Raw genomic sequence first — 21,456 nt, 5'->3', positions numbered from 1 at the left:
GGCCGGAGCCGGGGCCCGAGATCGCCGACCGAGCGCCCGCCCATACCCGACAGCAGGTGTCGGGTATGGGCGCCACACTCACCGTATGAGCGCTGCCAACGGCCTTGCCGAAAGCCCTGCCGAAGAGGTGAACCCCGCGCGCTGGGGCACCTTCGCCGCCACCGAACCCTCACTCGCCCGGTCCGTCGAGGAGCGTTTCGGGGCCTTCCCGCACCACGTCCTCGCGACCCTCCGCAAGGACGGTTCGCCCCGGACCACCGGCCTGGAGGTGCGTTTCCTGCGCGGCGAGCTGTGGCTCGGCATGATGCCGGACTCGCTCAAGGCACTCGACCTGCGCCGCGACCCGCGCTTCGCGCTCCAGGCGAACCCGGGGCCGGGCACGGCGATGGGGGGCGGGGACGTCCGCATCAGTGGACGGGCCGTCGAGGTCGGCGACGGGGCGGCCAAGGCCGCGTACGTGAAAGAGGTGGAACCGCCGGAGCCGTTCCACCTCTTCCGCACCGAGCTGACGGAGGTCGTACGGACCTACGTCGAGGACGACACGTATCTGGTCGTCCAGGTCTGGACGCCCGGAGAGCCGGTGCGGACTCTCAGGCGGACCTGACGGGTGGGACTACTCCCACTCGATCGTGCCCGGGGGCTTGCTCGTGACGTCGAGGACGACTCGGTTGACGTCCGCGACCTCGTTGGTGATGCGGGTCGAGATCTTGGCGAGGACCTCGTACGGGAGGCGGGACCAGTCGGCGGTCATCGCGTCCTCGGAGGAGACGGGGCGCAGCACGATCGGGTGGCCGTACGTGCGGCCGTCGCCCTGGACGCCCACGCTGCGGACGTCCGCGAGCAGGACCACCGGGCACTGCCAGATGTCACGGTCCAGGCCGGCCGCCGTGAGCTCCTCGCGGGCGATGGCGTCGGCCTCGCGGAGCAGGTCGAGCCGCTCCTTCGTCACCTCGCCGACGATCCGGATGCCGAGGCCCGGGCCCGGGAAGGGCTGGCGCTGGACGATCTCGTCGGGGAGACCGAGCTCCTGCCCGACCATCCGGACCTCGTCCTTGAACAGCTTGCGCAGCGGCTCGACGAGCTCGAACTCGAGGTCCTCGGGGAGGCCGCCCACGTTGTGGTGGGACTTGATGTTGGCCGTGCCGGTGCCGCCACCGGACTCGACCACGTCCGGGTAGAGCGTGCCCTGGACCAGGAAGGCGACGTCCTCGCCCTCCGCGGCCTCGGCGATGATCTCCGCCTGGGCCTGCTCGAAGACCCGGATGAACTCCCGGCCGATGATCTTCCGCTTCTCCTCGGGGTCCGAGACGCCCTTGAGCGCGGTGAGGAAGCGCTCCTGCGCGTCCACGACCTTCAGCTGTACGCCGGTCGCGGCCACGAAGTCCTTCTCGACCTGCTCGGTCTCGCCCTTGCGCATCAGGCCGTGGTCGACGTACACGCAGGTCAGCTGGGAGCCGATGGCCTTCTGTACGAGGGCGGCGGCGACGGCGGAGTCCACGCCGCCGGAGAGACCGCAGATGGCGCGCTTGTCGCCGACCTGCTCGCGGATGAGGGCGACCTGCTCGTCGATGACGTTGCCGGTCGTCCAGTTCGGCGTGAGGCCCGCGCCGCGGTACAGGAAGTGCTCGAGCACCTGCTGGCCGTGCGTGGAGTGCATGACCTCCGGGTGGTACTGGACGCCGTACAGCTTCTTCTCGTCGTTCTCGAAGGCCGCGACCGGGACGACGTCCGTGGACGCCGTGACCGTGAAGCCCTCGGGGGCGGCGCTGCACGCGTCGCCGTGCGACATCCACACCGACTGCTCGTCCGGGGTGCCTTCGAAGAGGGTCGATCCGGACTTGGAGACGTGCAGGGGCGTACGGCCGTACTCGCGGGCGCCGGTGTTGTCGACCGTGCCGCCGAGGGTCGTCGCCATCAGCTGGAAGCCGTAGCACATGCCGAAGACGGGGACGCCTGACTCGAAGATCGCTCGGTCGAGGCGGGGGGCGCTCTCGGCGTACACCGACGAGGGGCCTCCGGAGAGGATGATCGCCGCGGGGTTCTTGGCGAGCATCTCCTGGACCGGCATGGTGCTCGGCACGATCTCGCTGTAGACCCGGGCCTCGCGGACGCGGCGGGCGATGAGCTGGGCGTACTGCGCACCGAAGTCGACGACCAGGACGGTGTCGGGGGCGGCGGGGGACGCTTCTGGCACGGTTTGCCTTCCGGCGGTGAGCAGGGGGTGTGGGGTATCGAGTCTACCGGGGGTCCACGCGAGCGTGCCTGCACCGGGTTCTCCGCCCCCGCCGCCCTTGCCCGACCCATCCCCAGGGGCTCCGCCCCTTCGCCCCCGCCAGGGGCTCCGCCCCCGGACCCCCGATCGGCCTGAACGGCCTCGTCCTCAAACGCCGGATGGGCTGAAAGATGGGCGCCAGCGCACTTGAGGGGCGCGGGGAACTGCGCGGCCGGCCCCACCGGGCCCGCGGCCGAACGGACCGGGCCGGTGGGGGACGTGGGGCGAAGCCCTACCCTCCACGAGCCGGGTCCGGGTCTCAGGATCCGAACCCGCTTGGACGTGGCACGGCCCTGTGGGCATACTGCTTGCATGCTCACGCAGGCGACCTTCGTGTTTACCTATGGCAACCGGCCCACCGGCTGCCATGGTCGTGCTGCTTGAGCAACTGACAAGCGACTTCCCAGGCGCCCCGGGCCGACAAGGCCCGGGGCGTCTGTCGTTTCCGGGTCCTGCCGATCCGCGGCACCTCATCCCAAGAGGAGCCCACCATGGCCGACGTACTCGACAAGACCGGCGCCCGTACCGACGAGGCCGCAGACGTGATCACCGGCGCCCGTGAACGCATCGACGCCCTCGACGACCGGATCATCGGCCTCGTCCAGGAACGGATGGCCGTGTCGAAGGTGATCCAGGAGGCCCGGATCGAGTCCGGTGGCCGCCGGGTGAACCTCTCACGCGAGATGGAGATCCTCGCCCACTTCAGGGACGCGCTCGGCAAGCCCGGCACCTCGCTCGCCATGACGCTGCTGGAGCTGTGCCGCGGCCGCGTCTGACCCCGTACGCGACGCACGCACGTACGCATGCCCTCTCACCCGTACGGCGCGTGACCGGGGCGCCGCGGACTTCGTTGGTCCCGGTGTCCGTGCCAGCCAGGGGCGGGCCCGAAAGAACCACGCGTGGCTCCACTGGGGCGATGAGACGTACGGATCGTGCCGTACGTCGTGGGACCTCGTCCCAGGGGTGTGACCGGACGGCAGGGGACAGCAGCCCGGTCACTCAAGAGAACGGTCGGCTCCGGGGACGCCCGGGGCCGTCCGGCGGAAGCTGTTCCACGGGCCGGGCACACCCCCAGGCTTCGGCTTCCGCCCTGCTCCACGGTCCCACGTCCCGTGCCCCGTGTCCGTACCCCCGTAGCCATACCCCGTGTCCGTACCAAGACCCGCGGCGCAACCCCCGGCGCCGCTCCCCAGGCACCGGCGCTGCCCTGACGTCGGTGCTGGCGAAGAAGGGCCCCGCGGTCTCCGTCCCGCGGGGCCCTTCGCGCGCCCTTCGGATCCCATCCCCGTCGGATCCCGTCAGGTGCGGGACACCGTGCCGCACGTCTCCGTGCCGGAGTGCTCGATGTCCCGGCTGCGGTCGTACGGGTCGGTCGTGGGCCCCGTCGGAGGCGCGCCGGTCGGGGCGGCCGAGTCGAACTGGGGGTGCAGGAAACCGTCGTGGACGTCGCAGGCGGTGTTGCCGAGGTCCTGGTCGTACCGGGTGATCGACAGCTTGCCGGGAGTGGCCTGGTACTTCCGCGGGTCGAGGAGTTCGAGGTCGAGGACGCGGCGCACGATGGTGCGGGCCACCTCGGTCGAGCCCCCGCCGGAACCCTCGGTCGGCGCCCCCGACGTCTCCGTCGTCCCCGGCGCCTTCGATGCCTTCGATGCCTGGATCAGGGGGTAGACGAAGGTGTAGTCCATGTGGATGGCGACGGACGCGTGTGCGCCCGCCTTGAACGTCGTCCGGCCACGAACCTTGACCACATCCCCGGCCGGCCGCACCTCGGCCGGATCGAACCGGCTGAAGAGCATCAGCGGATCGTGCTTCTTGCCCGGCGCGCGCAGCCAGCTGTTCACGTCGTCGAGCATGCGGGGCTGCTTCGGGTCGAGGACGGCGAGCGCGCTCTCGGGGCGCTCGCCCCGCAGGGTCCCCGGGGCCAGGTTCGCGCCGACGAGCAGGGTCTTCGCCCGCTTCAGGGCCGCGGCCACCTGCGCGCTCGTGAACGTACCGACCGACGTCGCCTTCGGTACGACGATGGCGGCGGCGCCGTCGGCCCAGCGCTCGGCGGGCGAGCCGGCGAACGGCCTGTCGAGGGTGGGCGTGCCGGGCGCGGCGCTGGAGGGAGCGGCGGTCGGAGACGCGGTCTCGGCGGGCAGCGCGGCGGCGGACGCGCCCCCGGACGGCGTATCGGACGACGCATCGGACGACGCATCGGACGACGTGCCGAAGGGGTCGCCGGGCAGCAGCGACGGCTTGACCGCCACCAGCGCCACGGCGATCGCGACGGGCACGCCGAGGATCGCCCACAGCCGGCGCCGCCGGGCCGCGCGCCCGTCCATCTCCCGCCAGGCCGGACCCGTTCGCCACCCCTCGGGCTGGGCGCCCTTGGCGTCCTTCTGCCGGAGCCGTTCGGTCACCATGCGTGCCCGGGCGGACGGCTCCTTCGGCGCCGAACTGCGGATGTCACGTTCGGTGTCGCGGGCGAACCGCTCCCACACGTCGTCGGGGACGGAGGGTTGCTTGAACTCCCCGGACTCCCCCGCCCCTTCGGGCTGCTTGTCAGACACGAGGATCAGTTCTAAGTGGATCGAAAGCCGGTACACAAGGCAGATCCATGCAGATCCGTGTGTGACACAGCCCACATAAGAATTCTGTGAGTGAAGGCACAACCGTTCACAGGTTTCGCGGGTCACACCTGCAGAACCAACGGCCACACCCGCGCCCCACACGCGGAGGCCTCATCCCATACGCGTACCGTGATGACGCGGTACCGGACTTTCCGAGGTCTTCATGAAGCTTCGCCGTGCCATGGCCCTTGCGGCCGCAACGGCAGCAATAGCCCCGCTGGCGCTGCTTTCTGCGCCGGCCGCATTCGCGACGGACGAGAGCTCCTCCCCCACCGCGACGGCGTCCGAGTCCGCGAGCGAGTCCGCGTCGGCGACCCCGACCGAGACCACTCCCGCGCCCACCGCGACCACGTCCGCGTCGGCGACCGAGACCGCTCCGACTTCGAGCGCCTCCGCCACCACTTCGACCTCCGCGACTCCCGCGCCGAGCACGTCGACGTCTCCCGAGCCGTCCGACACGCCGCAGCCCGAGCCGTCCGAGTGCCAGGACTCCAAGGTCGACGTCTCCATCTCCGGCCTGCCCGGCAAGATCGCGGCGGGCAGTGGTTGGCACAAGTTCTCCCTGAACGTGCTCAACAACTCCAAGTCCACCCTGAACGAGCTCGGCTTCTTCGCCGGCGCGTCCTCCGACAAGGCGGGCGACGACCTCTTCCAGAGCAAGAAGGTCCAGCTCCAGGCGTACAACGAGGACACCAAGGCCTGGGAGGCCGTCGACTCCGAGGGCTACGCGGTCGGTTACGTCGGCTACACCGACGAGCTGAAGCCCGACTACGAGGTCGACATCCCGCTCCGTATCAACGTGAAGTCCAGCGCCCCGGTGGGCGCCGGCTTCTCCCTCGGCGCCAGCATCTACGGCGACGCCGACGGCTCGTGCACGGGCTTCGGCGAGGTCGCGTACAAGTTCCAGATCGTCTCCGCGGGCACCGACACCAACGGCACCAAGCCGCAGGAAGGCGGCCAGGTTCCGGTCTCGGACAAGCCGGCCGACAAGGGCAACACCCCGGTGGTCAACGGCAGCCTCGCCGAGACCGGCTCCAGCTCCGCCCTGCCGACCATCGCCCTCGTCGGCGGTCTCGCCGTCGTCGCCGGTGCCGGTGCGGTGTTCGTGGTGCGTCGCCGCAAGTCGGGCGACGCCACCGCGTAAGCAGCCAGTGGGCCAGTAGGGACGAATAGACCTACGGCTACAAGAAGGACCCGCACTCGGAGGGGGGTGCGGGTCCTTCTCGTATCCGGAGACGGAGTTACGGTTTCGGCGGCACCGTCGGCATCCCCAGGAACGGCAGCCGCAGCGCGCCGAAGGCGTCCGCGGGTACCGCCGGGTCCCGGGGCTCGACCGGCTTCAGACGCTCGTACGCCGCCCCCGGCGCCGGGCGCGGGTCCGCCTCGCCCTTGTTGGGCCAGTACGACATCGCGCGCTCGGCCTGGGCGGTGATGGTGAGCGACGGGTTCACCCCGAGGTTCGCGGAGACCGCGGCACCGTCGACGACGGAGATGCCCGGGTGGCCGTACAGCCGGTGGTACGGGTCGATCACGCCGGTCTCCCGGGAGTCGCCGATCGGGCAGCCGCCCAGGAAGTGCGCGGTCAGCGGCGTTCCCATCAACTCGCCCACGTTGCTGCCCGCGAACCCGTTGATCTCCGCGGCGACGGCGGACGCGGCCTCGGACGCGGCCCTGATCTGCTTGGGGTTGGGCGCGCCGTGCCCCTGCCGGGCCGTCAGCAGGCCCTTCCCCGCGCCCTTCGGCTTCAGGTAGGTCGTCAGGGAGTTGTCCAGCGACTGCATCACCAGACCGATGATGGTCCGCTCGGACCAGCGGCGGTTGGAGAGCGAGCGGAGCACGAGGAGCGGGTGCTTCGCCGCGTTCACCAGCCATCCCGCCACCCTCGACGAGCCCTCCGCGTACGGGACCTGGAGGATGGACAGGCCCCCCATGGCGTTCGAGCCCTTGCCGTAGCGGACGGGCTCGATGTGGGTGTTCTCGTCCGGGTGGATCGAGGAGGTGATGGCGACACCCTGGGTGAAGTCGGCCTTGGGCGTGCCGTGCGCCTTGCGGTAGCGGCGGTTGTCGGTCTGCGCGCCCACCAGCGCCTCGGAGTTGGTGCGGGTCAGCTCGCCCAGCCTCGGGGAGAGGTACGGCAGTTGGCCGCCCGCCTTCATCCGGTGCAGCAGGGTCTGCGTGCCGTAGGTACCCGCGGCGATGACGACCCTGCGCGCCTTGAGCGTCCGCCCCTCGCCCTTGCGTTTCTCGTCCGTGGGCAGGGTGGCGACGGCGTATCCGCCCTGCGAGTCGTCGGTGACGGACACGACGGTGGTCATCGGGTGCACGACCGCGCCCGCCTTCTCCGCCAGGTACAGGTAGTTCTCGTTGAGGGTGTTCTTCGCGCCGTGCCGGCAGCCGGTCATGCACTCGCCGCACTCGGTGCACGCCTTGCGGGCGGGTCCGGCGCCCCCGAAGTAGGGGTCCTCCACCTCACCGCCGGGCCCGGCCTTCGCCGTGCCGTCCGCGTCCTGCCCGTCGCCGAAGAAGACGCCGACCGGCGCCATGTGGAAGCTGTCGCCGACGCCCATCCGCTGCGCGGCCGCCTTGAGATGGACGTCGGAAGGGGTCATCGTCGGGTTGAGCCGCACGCCGAGCATGCGGCGGGCCTGGTCGTAGTACGGCTTCAGCTCCGCCTGCCAGTCGGTGATGTCCTTCCACTGCGGGTCGTCGAAGAAGGCCTTCGGCGGTACGTAGAGGGTGTTGGCGTAGTTCAGGGAGCCGCCGCCGACTCCGGCGCCCGCCAGCACCATGACGTTGCCCAGCAGGTGGATGCGCTGGATGCCGTACATGCCGAGCGCCGGCGCCCACAGGTAGTTCTTGATGTCCCAGGAGTTCTTGGGCAGCGCGTCACGGGTGAAGCGACGGCCCGCTTCCAGCACTCCTACGCGGTAGCCCTTCTCGGTGAGCCTGAGGGCCGTGACCGAGCCGCCGAAGCCGGAGCCGACGACGATGACGTCGTAGTCGTAAGCGGTGTCGTCCGGGTTGTGGACGGAGTTCTCCTGTGACACGTGCTGCTCTCCTCATTGAGAACGTGGTGCGGCCTGACGGAGCCCTTGGCGGAGCCCTTAGCGCAGCCGGAGCGCCTTCATCACCCTCAGGCTGCGGCTCATGAACTGCGCGTACTTCTCGTCGTCCATGCCGAGCGAGGGCGCCATCGGCAGCAGCCGCTGCTGGGCGACGGTCTGTGCCTCGGTGTACTTGAGGATGCCCTCGGAGCCGTGCCGGCGGCCGAGGCCGGAGTCCTTCATGCCGCCCATCGGCGACTGGACACTGCCGTACGCGGGCGCGTATCCCTCGTTGACGTTGACCGTGCCGGTGCGCAGCCGTGCCGCGACCGCGCGTCCGCGCCGCCCGTCCTTCGTCCAGACGGAGGAGTTGAGGCCGTACGACGTGGAGTTGGCGAGTTCGACGACCTCGTCGTCCGTCTTGAAGCGGTAGAGGGAGACGACCGGCCCGAAGGTCTCCTCGTTGCAGACGGCCATGGGGGCTTCCACGCCGTCGAGGATGGTGGGCTCGTAGAAGTAGGGGCCGATGTCGGGGCGGGCGACGCCGCCGGCGACGACCTTCGCGCCCTTCGCGACCGCCTCCTCCACGTGCCGGGTCACGGTCTCCAGCTGCCGCTCCCCCACCAGCGAACCCATGTCGGCGCCGTAGGCGAGGGAGGTGCCGAGCCGCATGGCCTTGGTCCGGGCGGCGAAGCGCTCCGCGAACGCGTCGGCGACGGACTCGTGGACGTACAACCGCTCGATGGAGATGCAGAGCTGGCCGGCGGAGGAGAAGCAGGCGCGGACGGCGCCCGCGGCGGCCTTGTCGATGTCGGCGTCCTCCAGGACCACCATCGCGTTCTTGCCGCCGAGCTCGAGGGAGACGCCGACGAGCCGGGCGGCGGCGCCCTGGGCGACCTCGCGGCCGGTTCGGGTGGACCCGGTGAAGGAGACGTAGTCGGCGTGCTTGACGACCTCCGGCCCGACGACCGGACCGTCCCCGATGACGACCTGGAAGACCTCGGCGGGCAACCCGGCCTCGACGAGCAGGTCGCGCGCCCACAGGGCGGTCAGGCAGGTCTCGGTGTCCGGTTTCATCACCACCGCGTTACCCGCGACGAAGGCCGGGAGCGCGTCGCCGACGGAGAGTTCGAGGGGGTAGTTCCAGGGCGCGATCTGGCCCACGACACCGCGCGGGTGGCGCAGTTCGGTGACCTTGGTGAGGGTGGGCATGGCCCCGGCGTGCCGCTTGGGGCGGAGGTAGGCGGGAGCCTTCCTGCCGTAGTGGCGGGCGGCCACGACGACGGCCTGCACCTCTTCGTGCGCGTGCAGCCGGGCCTTGCCGGTCTCCAGCTGGATGAGGTCGAGCACCTCGGCCTGGCGGGCGAGCACCAGGTCGTGGAAGCGGAGCAGGACGGCGGCGCGCCGCCGCACCGGCGTGGCACCCCAGGCCACCTGCGCCTTACGGGCCCGCTCGAAGGCCTCCTGTACGTCCTCGGGGGTGGACTCGGGCAGGTCTGCCAGCTTCTCGCCGGTGAACGGGGTGTGGTTGGCGGTCCGACCGGAGCCGACGACACCCTTGGTGAGCTGGGCGACCAGCTCGGGCGTGACCACGTCGGCGGCGGTGCGGGCGCCCACGGGAGCGGGGGCGAGGGGATTGGTGCCGGTCTTTTCCGACTTGACCGTGGCGGTGATTTCCGAGGCCTGCGAGTCCGTCATGAGGCGCAGCGTATGACGGAGCGAGGGCTTTGGGTACCCGTTGGTAACCCGCTTTCACCGACTGCACACACCGCGCCAGTGGACACTGGCAGGGAACGCCCTGATCAGGGCGTTGTTCGGGAGCTCGGCGCCGCCTTGCGGATGCCGAGGCGTGCACGGGCGCTCTTGAACAGCGAGGTGCCCCGACGGCGCGCGCGGCGTCCGACGCACCCGTTACGCCCCACTCATGTTCCACTCGCGTTCCACGATCACCGCACGGGAAATCTCCCAGGAAAACCCTCTTTTCCGTCCTGCCTTCTCCCGCGCCGATTACCCGCGAGCCGCAGCAGAAGCCCCCTCTACAACTGGTCGATGTCCAGGTTCGCGATCGCCGTCCTGGCGACTTCACGGCCGCGTGTCGTGAAGTCGCCCTTGCCCGGATAGCTGATCGTGAGCTTGTACATGTCGCCCTTGGACGTCTTGTAGTAGAAGATCTTCACCTCGCGCGGGCGCGGGTTCTGGCTGTCGGTGGTCGTGTAGCCGACGGTGTTCTCGGCGGCCTGCCTGCCGTGGTACTTCGCGTTCTCCGGGGACGTCCGCGGGGACTCGGGCATGCTCAGCTCGTACCCGCCGCTGCCCTTGAAGTCGTCGTTGTCGGCGTACATCTCGGCGGCCGAGGAGTCCTTGATCCGGTGGCTCGTGTCCTCGGACTTCTCGATCAGGGTCAGGCCGATCCAGATGCTGCCGCTCCAGTCGGTGTACGTGACCCAGTGCCCCTTGTCCGACGTCCGGTCCGGCGTCGATCTCTGGTAGCCCGCGGGTGCCGCCAGTGTCGCGGCGACGTCCGTCTCGTGGTGCTTCTTCCAGCCGTCGGGCAGCGGACCCGCGAACGGGTTCGCGAACACCAGGTACGCCGCCACCGCCGCCGCGACGACCACCGCGCCGAGGCCGATGAACAGGGGCTTGCGGCGCACGCGCAGGCCCTTGCCGCCCGGACCCGCGATCTGCACCACCTGCGTCGGCTCCGGGGCGGGTGGCTCGGCGGCCTCCTCCAGCATCCGTCGGACCCGGTCCGCGCCGGGGCGGCGGGAGGGGTCCTTGTCCAGGAGCCCGTTGATGGCCTCCGCCAGCGGACCCCGCGCCGAAGCGGGCGGCGCCGGGGTGGAGTTGAGGACCGACTGGAGCGTCGCGGGCGTGTTGCTGCGGCGGAAGGGCGACACGCCCTCCGTGGCCGCGTACAGGACGACACCGAGCGACCAGAGGTCGGAGGCCGGCCCCGGACGCTGGCCGAGCACCCGTTCCGGCGCGATGTACTCGGGCGACCCGACGAAGCCGCCCGTGGCCGTCAGATTCGTCTCGCCCTCGATCTGCGCGATGCCGAAGTCGGTCAGGACGACCCGGCCGTGCGGGCCGAGCAGCACGTTGTCGGGCTTGACGTCCCGGTGCAGGATGCCCGCCGCGTGCGCCGCCTCCAGCGCGCCGAGCACCTCAAGACCGATACGCGCCGCCTCACGCACCCCGAGCGTGCCCTCCTGGAGGGCGGCGCCCAGCGAACGGCCCCGCACCAGCTCCATGACGATCCAGGGCTGTCCGTCCACGACCGCGACGTCGTGGACGTTCACCACCGCCGGGTGGTCGAGCCGGGCCGCGGCGCGCGCCTCGCGACGCATCCGCTCGAAGACATTGGCGCGTTCACGCTCGGGAAGGTGGTCCGGGACGCGGGGCTCCTTGACGGCGACCTCACGGTCCACCGTCTCGTCCTTGGCCCGCCAGACCGTCCCCATCCCACCGTGGCCGAGCTTGCCGAGCAGCCGGTAGCGGCCCGCGATGAGCCGCCCGGTGCCGGGATCGGGGTCGGGATCGAGGTCGGGACCGGTCGCGGTCACAGGATGGGGCGCGGGTACTGGATCGGGCGCGGACCCGACCGTCGGTTCCGGGGCGACCCGGGTCGGCGGTTGCAGAACGAAACTCGTCGGCTCGTCGGCTCCGTAAGGGACTCCCCCGTTGTTCCTCATGGGTCCATCCCTATCGCGGCACGCTCTCCGGCATCCAGACCCGTCGCGCACCGGTCACAGACCCGTGACGCGGACCGCCCCTTATCTCCCGTTTACCTCCCGCCTACGGGGCGACGAAGGTGTCCAACGCGACGTCGAAGTACTCCTTCGCCTGCGTCACCTTGCCGACCGGGGCCGACACCCACACGTCGTACGTCCGGCCGCCTTCCTCCCAGCAGAGGTCGTACGTGTGCCGCGCGCCCTCCGCCGTGGTGAAGCCGTTCCAGGTGAACTCCCAGAGCGCGGCGGGCTGTCCGTCGTGCGTGGTCGAGGTGACGGTGCCGTCGTGGTAGCCCGGGTTCGTGGACGGCCCGTCGGCGTCGGAGCGCCGCATCACCGCGAGCGGGCCGCCCGCCTCGGGGTCGGTCGCCTTGATGCCGAGGCGGAAGGTCTGGCCCGGCGACATGTAGAAGATCCGCTCGCCCTGCGGATCGCGGGTGAAGCCGTCCGGTACGGCGAGCGAGAACCCGTCCGGGTCATGGACCGTCCGGTAGCCCGAGGGTGCCGGGCCGGAGGCGGCGGTCGGCTTCTGCTGCCGGGTGACGGTGACCGTGGGGGCGGGGCTCGGTGAGGCCGAGGACCCCGGCGCTGCGGGCGCGCTCGGGGAGTGCGACGCGCTCACGGACGTGCCCGGCGCCGAACTGGCGGACGGCGTCGACGTACCGCCCCCGCCGTTGCCCCCGCCGCCCCCACCATGGTTCACCAGCAGCACCGCCGACACGCCCGCCCCGGCCACGGCGGCGACCAGCGCCGCGACGACGAGCGTGGTCCGCGCCGACCGCTTCGGGGCACGGTCGGACCCGGCGGCAGGGGGAGGAACCGGTGGAGGGGAAGGGTGCGCGGCCTGCTGGACGGGTGACTTCCGCTTCGGTACGTCCCGTTGCGTGGGCGTGTAGCCGGCCGACGCGGCCCGCGGCGTACGGCCCGTCTCCAGGAACGCCCTGAGCAGCCGCTCCGCCTCCACCGCGTCGAGCCGCCGCTCCGGATCACGCTCCAGCAGCCCCCGTACGACGGGCAGCAGGGGTGCGGCCTGCGCGGGCGGGCGGATCTCGTCCATGACGACGGCGTGCAGGATGCCACCCAACGAGTCGCGGCGGAAGGGCGATTCACCGCTCAGGACCGTGCAGAGCAGCGCCCCGAGCGACCACAGATCGGACTCGGGGCCGGTTCTGACCCCGGACATCCGCTCGGGCGCGGTGTACTCGGGCGAGCCGACGAACGACCCGCTCTCGGTGAGCGTCGTGGCGCCCGCGACCTGGGCGATGCCGAAGTCGGTGAGCACGACACGGTCGGTGCCCGCCTCCATCAGGACGTTGGCGGGCTTGAGGTCACGGTGCAGGACACCCGCCTCGTGCGCGCGCCGCAGCGCGCCGAGGAGGGCGAGGCCGATCCGGGCGGCCTCGCGCGCGTCGACCGGACCGTCGGCGGAGATCCGCTCGGCGAGCGAGCCGCCGTCGATCAGCTCCATGACGATGTACGGCCGTTCGTCCTCCTCGACCACGTCGTGCACGACGATGATGTGCGGGTGGTGCAGCTGGGCGACCGCGCGGGCCTCGCGCAGGGTGCGGTCGCGCTGCGTCCGGGCCTCGTCGGCGGAGAGCGAGTCGTCGAGGGCGACCTCCTTCACCGCGACCTGCCGGGCGAGCAGCTGGTCGGTGGCGCGCCAGACGACACCCATGCCGCCCCGGCCGATCCTGGCCTCCAGCCGGTAACGGCCGCCGATCACACGGACGTTCTCCCCCTCGGTCCCCATACGCCCCATCATGCCGCACCGGACGGACGCGCTCCGGGCCCCGGACCGCGCGATGGTTGTTATCCGGCCTCGTCAGACCGGTTGTGACCGGTTCGTGTCCGTCCGGCCCGTCAGGTCTTGGGGAGCCAGCTGCGGAGAATCACGTCGAACTGCCGGCGCGCCGTGTCCCAGTCCGCCGCGGGCGAGGACATGTAGATCGCGTACTCGACACCCTCCCGGCTGCGGTACGTCTGCTCGATCGCCCGCCGCTTGCCGGGGAACGGCGTCTGCTTCGGCAGCGCGGTCCAGGTGAAGTCCCACAGGGAGCCCGGGCAGTCGCGGAACGTGTTGGACTGCAGTTGCACCTGGTGGTAGTCGACCAGCTTGGTCAACTGCTGTTCCAGGTCCTGCTGGTGTGCGTACGGCGTGGGGAAGTCCGGCGAGTCGTCGATGGCGATGCGGACGAAGTGCTTGCCGCCGTCGGGCGTGTAGTCGACCTGGTTGCCGTTGGCCTGCCGCTGCCAGGTCTTGTCGGGCAGGGAGATGGTGAAGCCCTCGACGTCGTCCCGCTGCACCCAGGTGTCGGGCACGGCGCCGGACGGCTCCTGGGAGCCCGAAGTCGCGGTCGGGGTGCTCCCGGGCTTGGTGGTGCCGGGATGCGCGGTGCCGGGCGAGGCACTGTTGTGGGTGTCGTCGGTCCGTGCGCCGTTCACATAGTGCATGGCCACGGCGCCGCCACCGCCGATCAGGGCGGCGAGTACGACCACGAGAGCGATCGTACGACCGCGGCGCCGTCTCCCGGACGCGCCCCCGGAGCCGGTGCCCTCGCCCAGGGGCCCGGGCACCGGCGCGTGAAGCGTCGGCGTCGCCCCGTGCGCGCCCGATCCATGCGCCACGGACCCGTGCGACGCCGTCTCGTGCGCCCCCGGTCCGTGGGGCGCGGCGCCGTGCGATCCCGTCCCCTGGGGCGCCGTCCCGTAGGGCGCCACCCGCTGCGCGCCGATCCCCATGGTGCCCGTGTCCACGTGCTGTTGCGTCGGCACATACGCCTGCGCCGCACTCGGCCGGCGCCCCTCCGCGGCCTCGGCGAGCATCTGCTCGGCCTCTTCCGCACCGGGCCGCACGGCCGGGTCCTTGTTCAGCAGCGCGGTGATGACGGGCCCGAGCGGACCGGCGTGCTGCGGCGGCGCGGGCTCCTCGTCGACCACGGCCTGCATGGTGGTCAGCGGCGAGGTCCGCCGGAACGGCGAGCGCCCCTCCACCGCCGTGTACAGCGTCGCGCCGAGCGCCCACAGGTCGGCGGACGGGCCGGGGTCGTGCCCGCGCACCCGCTCGGGCGCCAGGTAGTCGACCGAGCCGACGATCTCGCCGGTACGCGTGATGGTCGTGTCGCCCTCGACCTGAGCGATCCCGAAGTCGGTGAGCAGCACCCGCCGGTCGGAGGACAGCAGTACGTTGCCGGGCTTCACGTCACGGTGCAGCACGCCGGCGGAGTGCGCGGCGCGCAGGGCGCGCAGTACCCACAGCCCGATCCGCGCCGCCTCGGCCGGTTCGACGCGCCCCTTCTCCTTGACCTCGTCGGCCAGTGAGTTGCCCTCGACCAGCTCCATGACGATCCAGGGCCGGTTGTCGTGATCCAGGACGTCGTGCACGGTGACGACGGCCGAGTGGTTGATCCGGGCGGCGGCCCGCGCCTCGGCGTGGGTGCGCGCCAACAGCACGGCCCGGTCGCTCTCCGTCACGTACAGCGCGGCCGTCAGCTCCTTGACCGCGACGGCACGGTGCAGCACCTCGTCGTGCGCACGCCACACGCGGCCCATGCCACCGCTGCCGATGGATTCGACAAGTCGGTAGCGGCCCGCGAGGAGCAGGCCCTGCATCTGATTCACGTTTCCCCGCAATGGTATTGACAGGGTCAGACTAAAGATCGGTCCCCGCGCAGGGAACCGGCGGGGTCGTACGGAGACCGCACTGTGACGGTTCTCCCTTCCGTGTACGGGAGGGAACCATTCGGCGTTCAGCGGTTCATGAGGAAGGAAATCGCTCAGCCGGTGACTTGGTAGGTCGCCGACGCCTGCTCGTACAGCCTCGTGACCTCGTCCCGTTCGGCCTCCGGGCCACGCACCTGCACCACGTGGTAGTGGCCGCCGACGATGATCGCGAGATTGCGGACGTACAGCGACTGACCCGCGGAGTTCTGCCAGGTGAACTGCCCCTCGGCCATGGTCCGTCCGCCCACGTCGATCCGCCGCATCCCGCTGGACGTGGCCCACGTCGAGTCGCGGAACGGCTGCAACTCGCTCTCGGTCTCGCGCTGGTACGTCAGCGGATCGCCGCCGTACTTGCTGGTGCTGTCCCGTCCGGGTACGACGATGAGCTCGAAGTCGCCCTGGGAGTAGACCACCTGGCCGCGCCCGTTCTTGGGCGTGCGGTTCCAGCCGTTGGCCACGGCGACCTGGAAGCCCTCGGAGTCCTTGCGCAGGGTGAAGCCCTGGCCGACCGCTGGGTCGTTGGACCGCGAGGTCGTCGAACTGGCGCCGCCCGAAGGGTTCGTGTCCGCGCCGGGAGAGGTCTGGTCCGGGCGCGGCCGGCTGCTGGCGCTGCCGTCGGCGCCCGTGCCCGCGGTGTTCCCGGGTGCCGGGCTCACCTGGCTCGCGGAGCCGGTCCGTTCGCCGTTCGCGTCGCTGTTCGGGTCGGTCTTCTTCGGCATGAAGACCATCGCGTACGCGACCGCCGCGACCAGCAGGAGCAGGACCAGCAGGAGCAGGTTCCGGCCCAGCTTGCGGGGTTTGGCCGTCTCCGTCGACCTGGCCGGCCTCGCCTGCCGGTCGTGCTTCGCGCGCTTGTGGCGGGCGTGCGCGCTGGTCGCGGGCAGTCCGGCCCGGCGCCTGCGGACGAGCTCGCCCCTGCGCCGTACGATCGGTAGCCGGCTGGGGTCGAGGGGCGGGGCCGCGACCACGTGCGCGCCCGCCTCGGGTTCCGGCGCGGACCGCACCAGCGAGCGCAGCCAGCCGCTCAGCTCCTCGAAGTCCAGCCGCTCGGTGGGGTCCTGCCGCAGCAGCGACTCCACGACGGGCCGCAGTGGCCCGCACTCCTCGGCGAACGCGGGCGGCTCCGCGCACACCAGCTGCACCAGCTCCGCGGTGTTGTCCTCGGGGTAGGGCGCGTGTCCCTGCACGGCCCGGAAGAGCAGGGCGCCCAGCGCCCACAGATCGGTCTGGGGACCGATCGGCGCCGCCAACTGCCAGTTCTCGTGCACCGGCCCGGCCTGCTCCGGCGCCCATCGCTCGGTCACCGGACCGACGACGGCCATCCGCGCCTGCCGGGCCCGCTCCGCGGCGAGCGCGGTGGCGGGACCGCGCCGCGGGGGCGCACCGGCGACCAGCTCGTCCCAGCGGCCGTTGGGCGTCGGGGCGGGGGTGGACTGCTGCCCGGGCACGAGGGCGGGGGTGCCGTGGCTCTGGGCGCCGTGGGGGCCTTGGATTCCTGGGGGAACCGCGGTGCCGCTGTGTGTACTTCCATGACCGGCCGGGGGGCCGGGGAGCGCCGGGTGCCCCTGACCGCCATGGCCGCCGGGAGCTGGGTCGGGACCGGGGCCACCGAATCCGGGGCCGTTGACGCCAGTGGCGGTACCGGGGCCGCTTCCGGGGCGGGGCTGCGCGCCGGGCCACGCGCCCGCGCGTCCCACACCGACGCCGTACGGGTCGGCGATCTGACCGGGGGGCGGGGTCTCCGGCCGCTGCTCCCCACCCTGCCCGGAGCCCTGGGTCCCCGGAGCGGAGCCGTCCTCCGGCGGGGCGGGACGGGGCGCGGGCAGTGCCGCCGGACCGCCCCGCTGCTGCTCGTGCACACGGGCCGCGGCCCGGGCTCCGGCCCGGTACGCGGCGATGGCTCCGGCCCGGGCCGCCCGGGCGTCGCCTCCGGCCTCCAGCGCCCTGCGCGCCAGGGCCGCTCCGCCGTCGACGGGCGGCTCCCCCACGGGAGTGGTGTTCTCGGCCCGCGCCTCGATCGCGGCCCGCCGCGCGGCCTCGGCATCGGCCCCCTGCGCACTGGCGACCACCGCGCCGAACGAGGCTCCGGGCCTCCCGCCGGAAGTACCACCGGCTCCCCCACCGGGCAGTCCTCCGGTCGCTCCACCAGGCGCGGCACCGCGCGCGCCGGCCGCCCCACGCGGGACACCGGCGCCCGTACCCGTACCCGCTCGTGAATCCGCACCGGGACCCGCGAGGGGCGAACCGGCGCCCACGCCTCCCTCACCCCCGGGACCCTCGAAGTCCTGTACCGGCACCGGGTCGTACCCGCACAGTGCCTCCTCCGCGGCGCCGGCGGCCAGGCCGGTCAGCATCACCCGGCCGTCGTCGCAGACGAGCACCGTGCGCACGGTGATGTTGCGGTGGACCCATCCGTGCGCGTGCAGCACCCGCAGCGCGGTGACGACGTCGGCGGCGACCTCGGCCGCCCGGTAGGGGCTCAGCGGCTTCTCGGCGAGCAGTGCGGCCAGCGACCGCGCGGGCACCAGTTCACTCACTATCCACAACGACCCGCCTTCGGCGAACACGTCGAAGACCTGGTCCAGCCGGGGATGGTCGGGAATCTGCGCGGCGGCCTGCGCCGCCTCGATCGCCCGTAGTACGGCGGGTTCGGTGGGCCTGCGCGTGGTCCGTGCGGAGGCGCGCCGCGCCCCGCCGTCCCGCGCCACGAACCCTTCGGGCAGCCCGTCCGCGTCGAGCATCTCCGCCTCGACGACCTCCGGCAACGGCACCTGCCGGACGAGGACTTCCTGACCGCTGTAGGTGTCGAAGGCCCGGCTCTCGGCGAGTTCGTACTCGTCGGAGGGCGGCAGCGGCAGGCGGTAACGGTCGGCGAGTACCCGACCCGCATAGTCGTCCACGACGCCTCCCCCGGCCGCCCGGTGGTCAATTCCGTTCGCCTCGCGTCCCGTTACGGCTTCGTACGGTCCGCAACCACTCACGATACGTGCCGGAGGCAACCCGCAATGTCGGGATGCGAGATGTCACCGCCCCGTGACCGACCCCTACAACAGACACCCCGGGCGAACCGGCCCGAACCTCACGGCATGAGCACGCGGCTCACGACGTGGGCTCGGGCCCGTGCCTCACGACTTCGGCTGGAACGTCGCCGTCAGGGTCTTCCAGGTGTCCTTGCGCAGCTCGCTGTCCCAGTCGGATGCCTTCGCCGTGTACATCAGCCCGTACCCGAGATGGTCGTTCACGACGAACCCGCGGTCGATCGACCGGTACTTCGTGCCGCCGTCCTGATAAGTGAACTCCCAGTCGGCCGTGTTCCAACCGCGGTAGTCCACCTTCTCTATGCGCACCCGCTTGTACTGCGAGCGCACCATGTACCCCTCTTGGTTCTTCCAGTCCGCCACGGGGTCGCTCTTGGGCGTGGTCGTCCAGCCGACGAGGAGCTTCTGCCCGTCGGGACCGGTGAAGCGGGCTCCCGCGTCATCCGTCGACTGGTACTTCCACCCCTTGGGCAGCCCGATCTTGAACCCCTGGCCGCCCTCGTACGTCGACACGGCGGTGGAGCCCGAGGAGCCCGACTCCTTGCCGTCGCCGCCCGTCCCGCTCGTTCCGTTCGTGGCGGCGGCGCTGCCCGACGCGTCGGTGTTCGGCGCGCCGCCCGAACTCCCGTCCCCGGCCGACCCGGTGGCACCGTCCGTCTTGTCGCCCCTGTCGGTGTGAGAGCCGCTGGTCGCGCCCTTGCCGCCGCTGCCCGCGGTCACCCCGTTGGACGCGGCCGCCTTGGTGTCACCGCTCTTGCCGTTCTTCGCCCCGCTGTCGTCACCGCCACCGAGGGTCAGGGCCAGCACGGTGCCGATCACGGCGAGCGCCACGACCACCGCGATGATCACCAGGGTCCGCCGCGACACCACATCGGTGAGCGGTGCCCGCGGCACGGGCCGCGGCGGCCGCTCGGGCGCCACGGGCCACCCGGAGGCAGGCCTGGCCTCGCCGGCCGAACCGGCCGAACCGGTGGAGCCGGTGGAGCCGGAACCTCCCGAACCCGCCGAGCCGAGAGCCCCCTTCGAGCCGGCGGGGCCGGAGGCCGAGCCAACTGGCGCGCCGTCACGCACGCCCGGCTTCGGGGAGCCCTCCGCCGCCTTGTCGCCCTGGCCGGGCGTGACCGTCCCGGACTTCGCCGCAGCCGCGGCGGGCTTCGACACGTCCACGCGCGGCGGAGCCGGGGGAGCCTTCGGAGCGACCGGAGCCGCCCCCTCCACGCCCACCGAACCGGAAGCCGCGGTACCGCCGGCACCACCCGCGCCGCTCGCACCGCCCGTCCCGCCCGCGGCGCCGGACTTCGCACGGGCCGTCGCCGCAGCGGTGGCCGCCGCCGTGGCCGCACCGGCGACCGAGGCGGCCTTCCGCACGGAACGCAGCGCTCCGCGCAGCCGCTCCCCGGCCTCCTCGCCCCGCTTGGCCCCGGAACCGCCCGAGCCACCCGAACTCTTCTTGCCCCGGCCCTCGTCCGGCACCGGCGGCAGCACCACGACCTTCGTCGCGTCCGCCGGCTCCGGCACGGTCTCCTTGGGCTCGGGGGCGTAGACCACCTCGCTGAGCATCGCCCGGGCGCGCTCGTTGTCGAGCCGCTGCGCGGGGTCCTTCACGAGCAGCCCGTAAATCACGTTCTCCAGCGGGCCCGCGTTCTTCGGCTGCTCCACCGGCTCGGTCATCACCGCGGTGAGCGTCGCGATCGCGGAACCCTTGTCGTACGGCGGCACGCCCTCGACCGACGCGTACAACAGCCCGCCCAGCGACCACAGGTCGGCCGCGGGGCCGGGCTTGTGCCCGCGCGCCCGCTCCGGCGAGATGTACGAGGGGGCGCCCACCAGCATGCCGGTCGAGGTGATCGACGGGTCGCCCTCGACCTGCGCGATGCCGAAGTCGGTCAGCACGACCCGGCCGTCGTCGGAGATCAGCACGTTCGACGGCTTCACGTCGCGGTGCAGAATGCCCTCGCGGTGCGCGGAACGCAGCACGTCGAGTATCGCGAGCCCCACCTCGGCGGCGCGCTTCGGCGTGAGCAGGCCGTCCTCGCGGATGACCTCGGCGAGCGACTTGCCCTCGACGAGCTCCATCACGATCCACGGCCGGTTGTCCTCGTCGACCACGTCGAAGACCGTCACCGCGCCGTTGTTGCGAATCCGCGCGATCGCCTTGGCCTCACGCAGCGTGCGCGTGATCAGCCGTCGCTTCTCGTCGTCATCGATGCTCGACGGGAACCGCAGCTCCTTGACGGCGACCGTGCGGCCCAGCGTTTCGTCCTGGGCCCGCCACACCGTGCCCATGCCGCCGCGGCCGAGAACATCTCCCAGCCGGTAGCGCCCGGCGAGGAGACGTTCGCTCTTGTCCTGACGGGATGCTCCCGCCCGCTCCGCCTCCGACATGCGTCCCCTCATGCAACCCGCCCTGACAGAGCCTTCATTGTCCCTCACCCGACAAGCGCTCAGCGCCCAGGGGGCCCTTCGGCCTACAAGCCCCCGACGACCGGCACGCCCCTCACCTGCGGACCACCCGCTCGTGCGCACAGGTCCGTCCTCCCATGATGTGCCGCAACAAGGAAGGAACACCGATGGCTGCGCCCCGGACACCTCGGACACTCCTGGTCATACCCGCGCCTCTGGCCGTCCTGTCGCCGGCCCCGATCGACCTGCCGCGCCTGATGCCGACCGCCGGTCCTTCCCACTCCACCACACCCTCGGCCGCCCGTCACACCCCCAGGTCCGCGGCGCTCCCGCCCCGCCAACCGCGCGAGATGCTCGACACCCGCGCCGCACACGGCCTGTACGGCATGGGTCTGTATCCGGAAACTGTCGTGCGGCACCACGGTGTGGGGGCACGACAGCCACATGTCCGGCAGCTACGTGCGCACCGCGGCCACCGTCGACGGCCGTCGTGTCCTCACCTTCCGGGTGAACACGGACGGGATCGAGGACCCGGAGCTCGAACCCGACCTGCTCGCCGCCGAGTTCTGCCCTGGCACCCAGTAGAACGGCCGGGTTTCGAGCAAAGATCCCAGCTCACGACACCCGTTCGAG

Annotated in this window: 12 protein-coding genes and 1 pseudogene; 4 read left to right on the top strand and 9 right to left on the bottom strand. The window is 71.8% G+C overall.

The window, feature by feature from the left end; genetic code table 11:
• Nucleotides 1-85 precede the first annotated feature (85 nt).
• The gene (locus tag AAFF41_RS28810; protein WP_343326369.1) at nt 86-604 is read left to right on the top strand and encodes a pyridoxamine 5'-phosphate oxidase family protein; all 519 of its coding nucleotides are present in this window, start codon (nt 86-88) and stop codon (nt 602-604) included.
• Between the two features lie 9 nt (nt 605-613).
• Here AAFF41_RS28810 and guaA read toward each other — a convergent pair whose 3' ends face one another.
• Nucleotides 614-2,194, bottom strand: a complete 1,581-nt coding sequence (gene guaA / locus AAFF41_RS28805) for a glutamine-hydrolyzing GMP synthase (RefSeq protein ID WP_343324836.1) — start codon at nt 2,192-2,194, stop codon at nt 614-616.
• Between the two features lie 530 nt (nt 2,195-2,724).
• Here guaA and AAFF41_RS28800 point away from each other — a divergent pair.
• Nucleotides 2,725-3,048 carry a chorismate mutase gene (locus AAFF41_RS28800; RefSeq protein ID WP_282459373.1) on the top strand — a complete coding sequence of 108 codons (324 nt, stop codon included), beginning with the start codon at nt 2,725-2,727 and terminating at the stop codon, nt 3,046-3,048.
• A 522-nt stretch (nt 3,049-3,570) separates the two neighbouring features.
• On the opposite strand, the gene AAFF41_RS28795 is transcribed toward AAFF41_RS28800, so the two are convergent.
• Nucleotides 3,571-4,824, bottom strand: a complete 1,254-nt coding sequence (locus AAFF41_RS28795) for a hypothetical protein (protein ID WP_343324835.1) — start codon at nt 4,822-4,824, stop codon at nt 3,571-3,573.
• A gap of 223 nt (nt 4,825-5,047) precedes the next feature.
• Here AAFF41_RS28795 and AAFF41_RS28790 point away from each other — a divergent pair, with 223 nt between their 5' ends.
• Nucleotides 5,048-6,028 (top strand): LAETG motif-containing sortase-dependent surface protein, encoded by a 981-nt coding sequence (locus AAFF41_RS28790; RefSeq protein WP_343324834.1) that lies wholly within the window; start codon nt 5,048-5,050, stop codon nt 6,026-6,028.
• Nucleotides 6,029-6,125: 97 nt separating this feature from the next.
• Here AAFF41_RS28790 and AAFF41_RS28785 read toward each other — a convergent pair whose 3' ends face one another.
• The 7 genes from AAFF41_RS28785 to AAFF41_RS28755 all read right to left on the bottom strand — a co-directional run bounded on the left by AAFF41_RS28785 (nt 6,126) and on the right by AAFF41_RS28755 (nt 20,805).
• On the bottom strand, nt 6,126-7,931 hold the full coding sequence (locus AAFF41_RS28785) for a GMC family oxidoreductase N-terminal domain-containing protein (protein WP_343324833.1): 1,806 nt from the start codon (nt 7,929-7,931) through the stop codon (nt 6,126-6,128).
• A gap of 57 nt (nt 7,932-7,988) precedes the next feature.
• Nucleotides 7,989-9,626, bottom strand: coding sequence for a succinic semialdehyde dehydrogenase (locus tag AAFF41_RS28780; protein WP_319751750.1), 1,638 nt, complete (start codon nt 9,624-9,626; stop codon nt 7,989-7,991).
• 338 nt (nt 9,627-9,964) lie between these two features.
• The gene (locus tag AAFF41_RS28775; RefSeq protein ID WP_343324832.1) at nt 9,965-11,620 is read right to left on the bottom strand and encodes a serine/threonine-protein kinase; all 1,656 of its coding nucleotides are present in this window, start codon (nt 11,618-11,620) and stop codon (nt 9,965-9,967) included.
• A gap of 103 nt (nt 11,621-11,723) precedes the next feature.
• Nucleotides 11,724-13,412 carry a serine/threonine-protein kinase gene (locus tag AAFF41_RS28770; RefSeq protein WP_319751752.1) on the bottom strand — a complete coding sequence of 563 codons (1,689 nt, stop codon included), beginning with the start codon at nt 13,410-13,412 and terminating at the stop codon, nt 11,724-11,726.
• A gap of 110 nt (nt 13,413-13,522) precedes the next feature.
• Nucleotides 13,523-15,271 carry a serine/threonine-protein kinase gene (locus tag AAFF41_RS28765; protein ID WP_319751800.1) on the bottom strand — a complete coding sequence of 583 codons (1,749 nt, stop codon included), beginning with the start codon at nt 15,269-15,271 and terminating at the stop codon, nt 13,523-13,525.
• 164 nt (nt 15,272-15,435) lie between these two features.
• Complete coding sequence (locus AAFF41_RS28760) at nt 15,436-18,282, bottom strand: protein kinase domain-containing protein (RefSeq protein WP_343324831.1); 2,847 nt, start codon at nt 18,280-18,282, stop codon at nt 15,436-15,438.
• Nucleotides 18,283-18,507: 225 nt separating this feature from the next.
• The gene (locus AAFF41_RS28755) at nt 18,508-20,805 is read right to left on the bottom strand and encodes a serine/threonine-protein kinase (protein WP_343326368.1); all 2,298 of its coding nucleotides are present in this window, start codon (nt 20,803-20,805) and stop codon (nt 18,508-18,510) included.
• Nucleotides 20,806-21,149: 344 nt separating this feature from the next.
• Between AAFF41_RS28755 and AAFF41_RS28750 the strand changes: the two are divergent.
• Nucleotides 21,150-21,408 (top strand): annotated as a pseudogene (locus AAFF41_RS28750) (serine hydrolase); the annotation flags it as partial.
• Between the last annotated feature and the right edge of the window lie 48 nt (nt 21,409-21,456).

Origin of the sequence: Streptomyces mirabilis, assembly GCF_039503195.1 — a bacterium.
Taxonomy (GTDB): domain Bacteria; phylum Actinomycetota; class Actinomycetes; order Streptomycetales; family Streptomycetaceae; genus Streptomyces; species Streptomyces mirabilis_D.
This window is presented reverse-complemented; position numbering and strand designations above follow the sequence as displayed.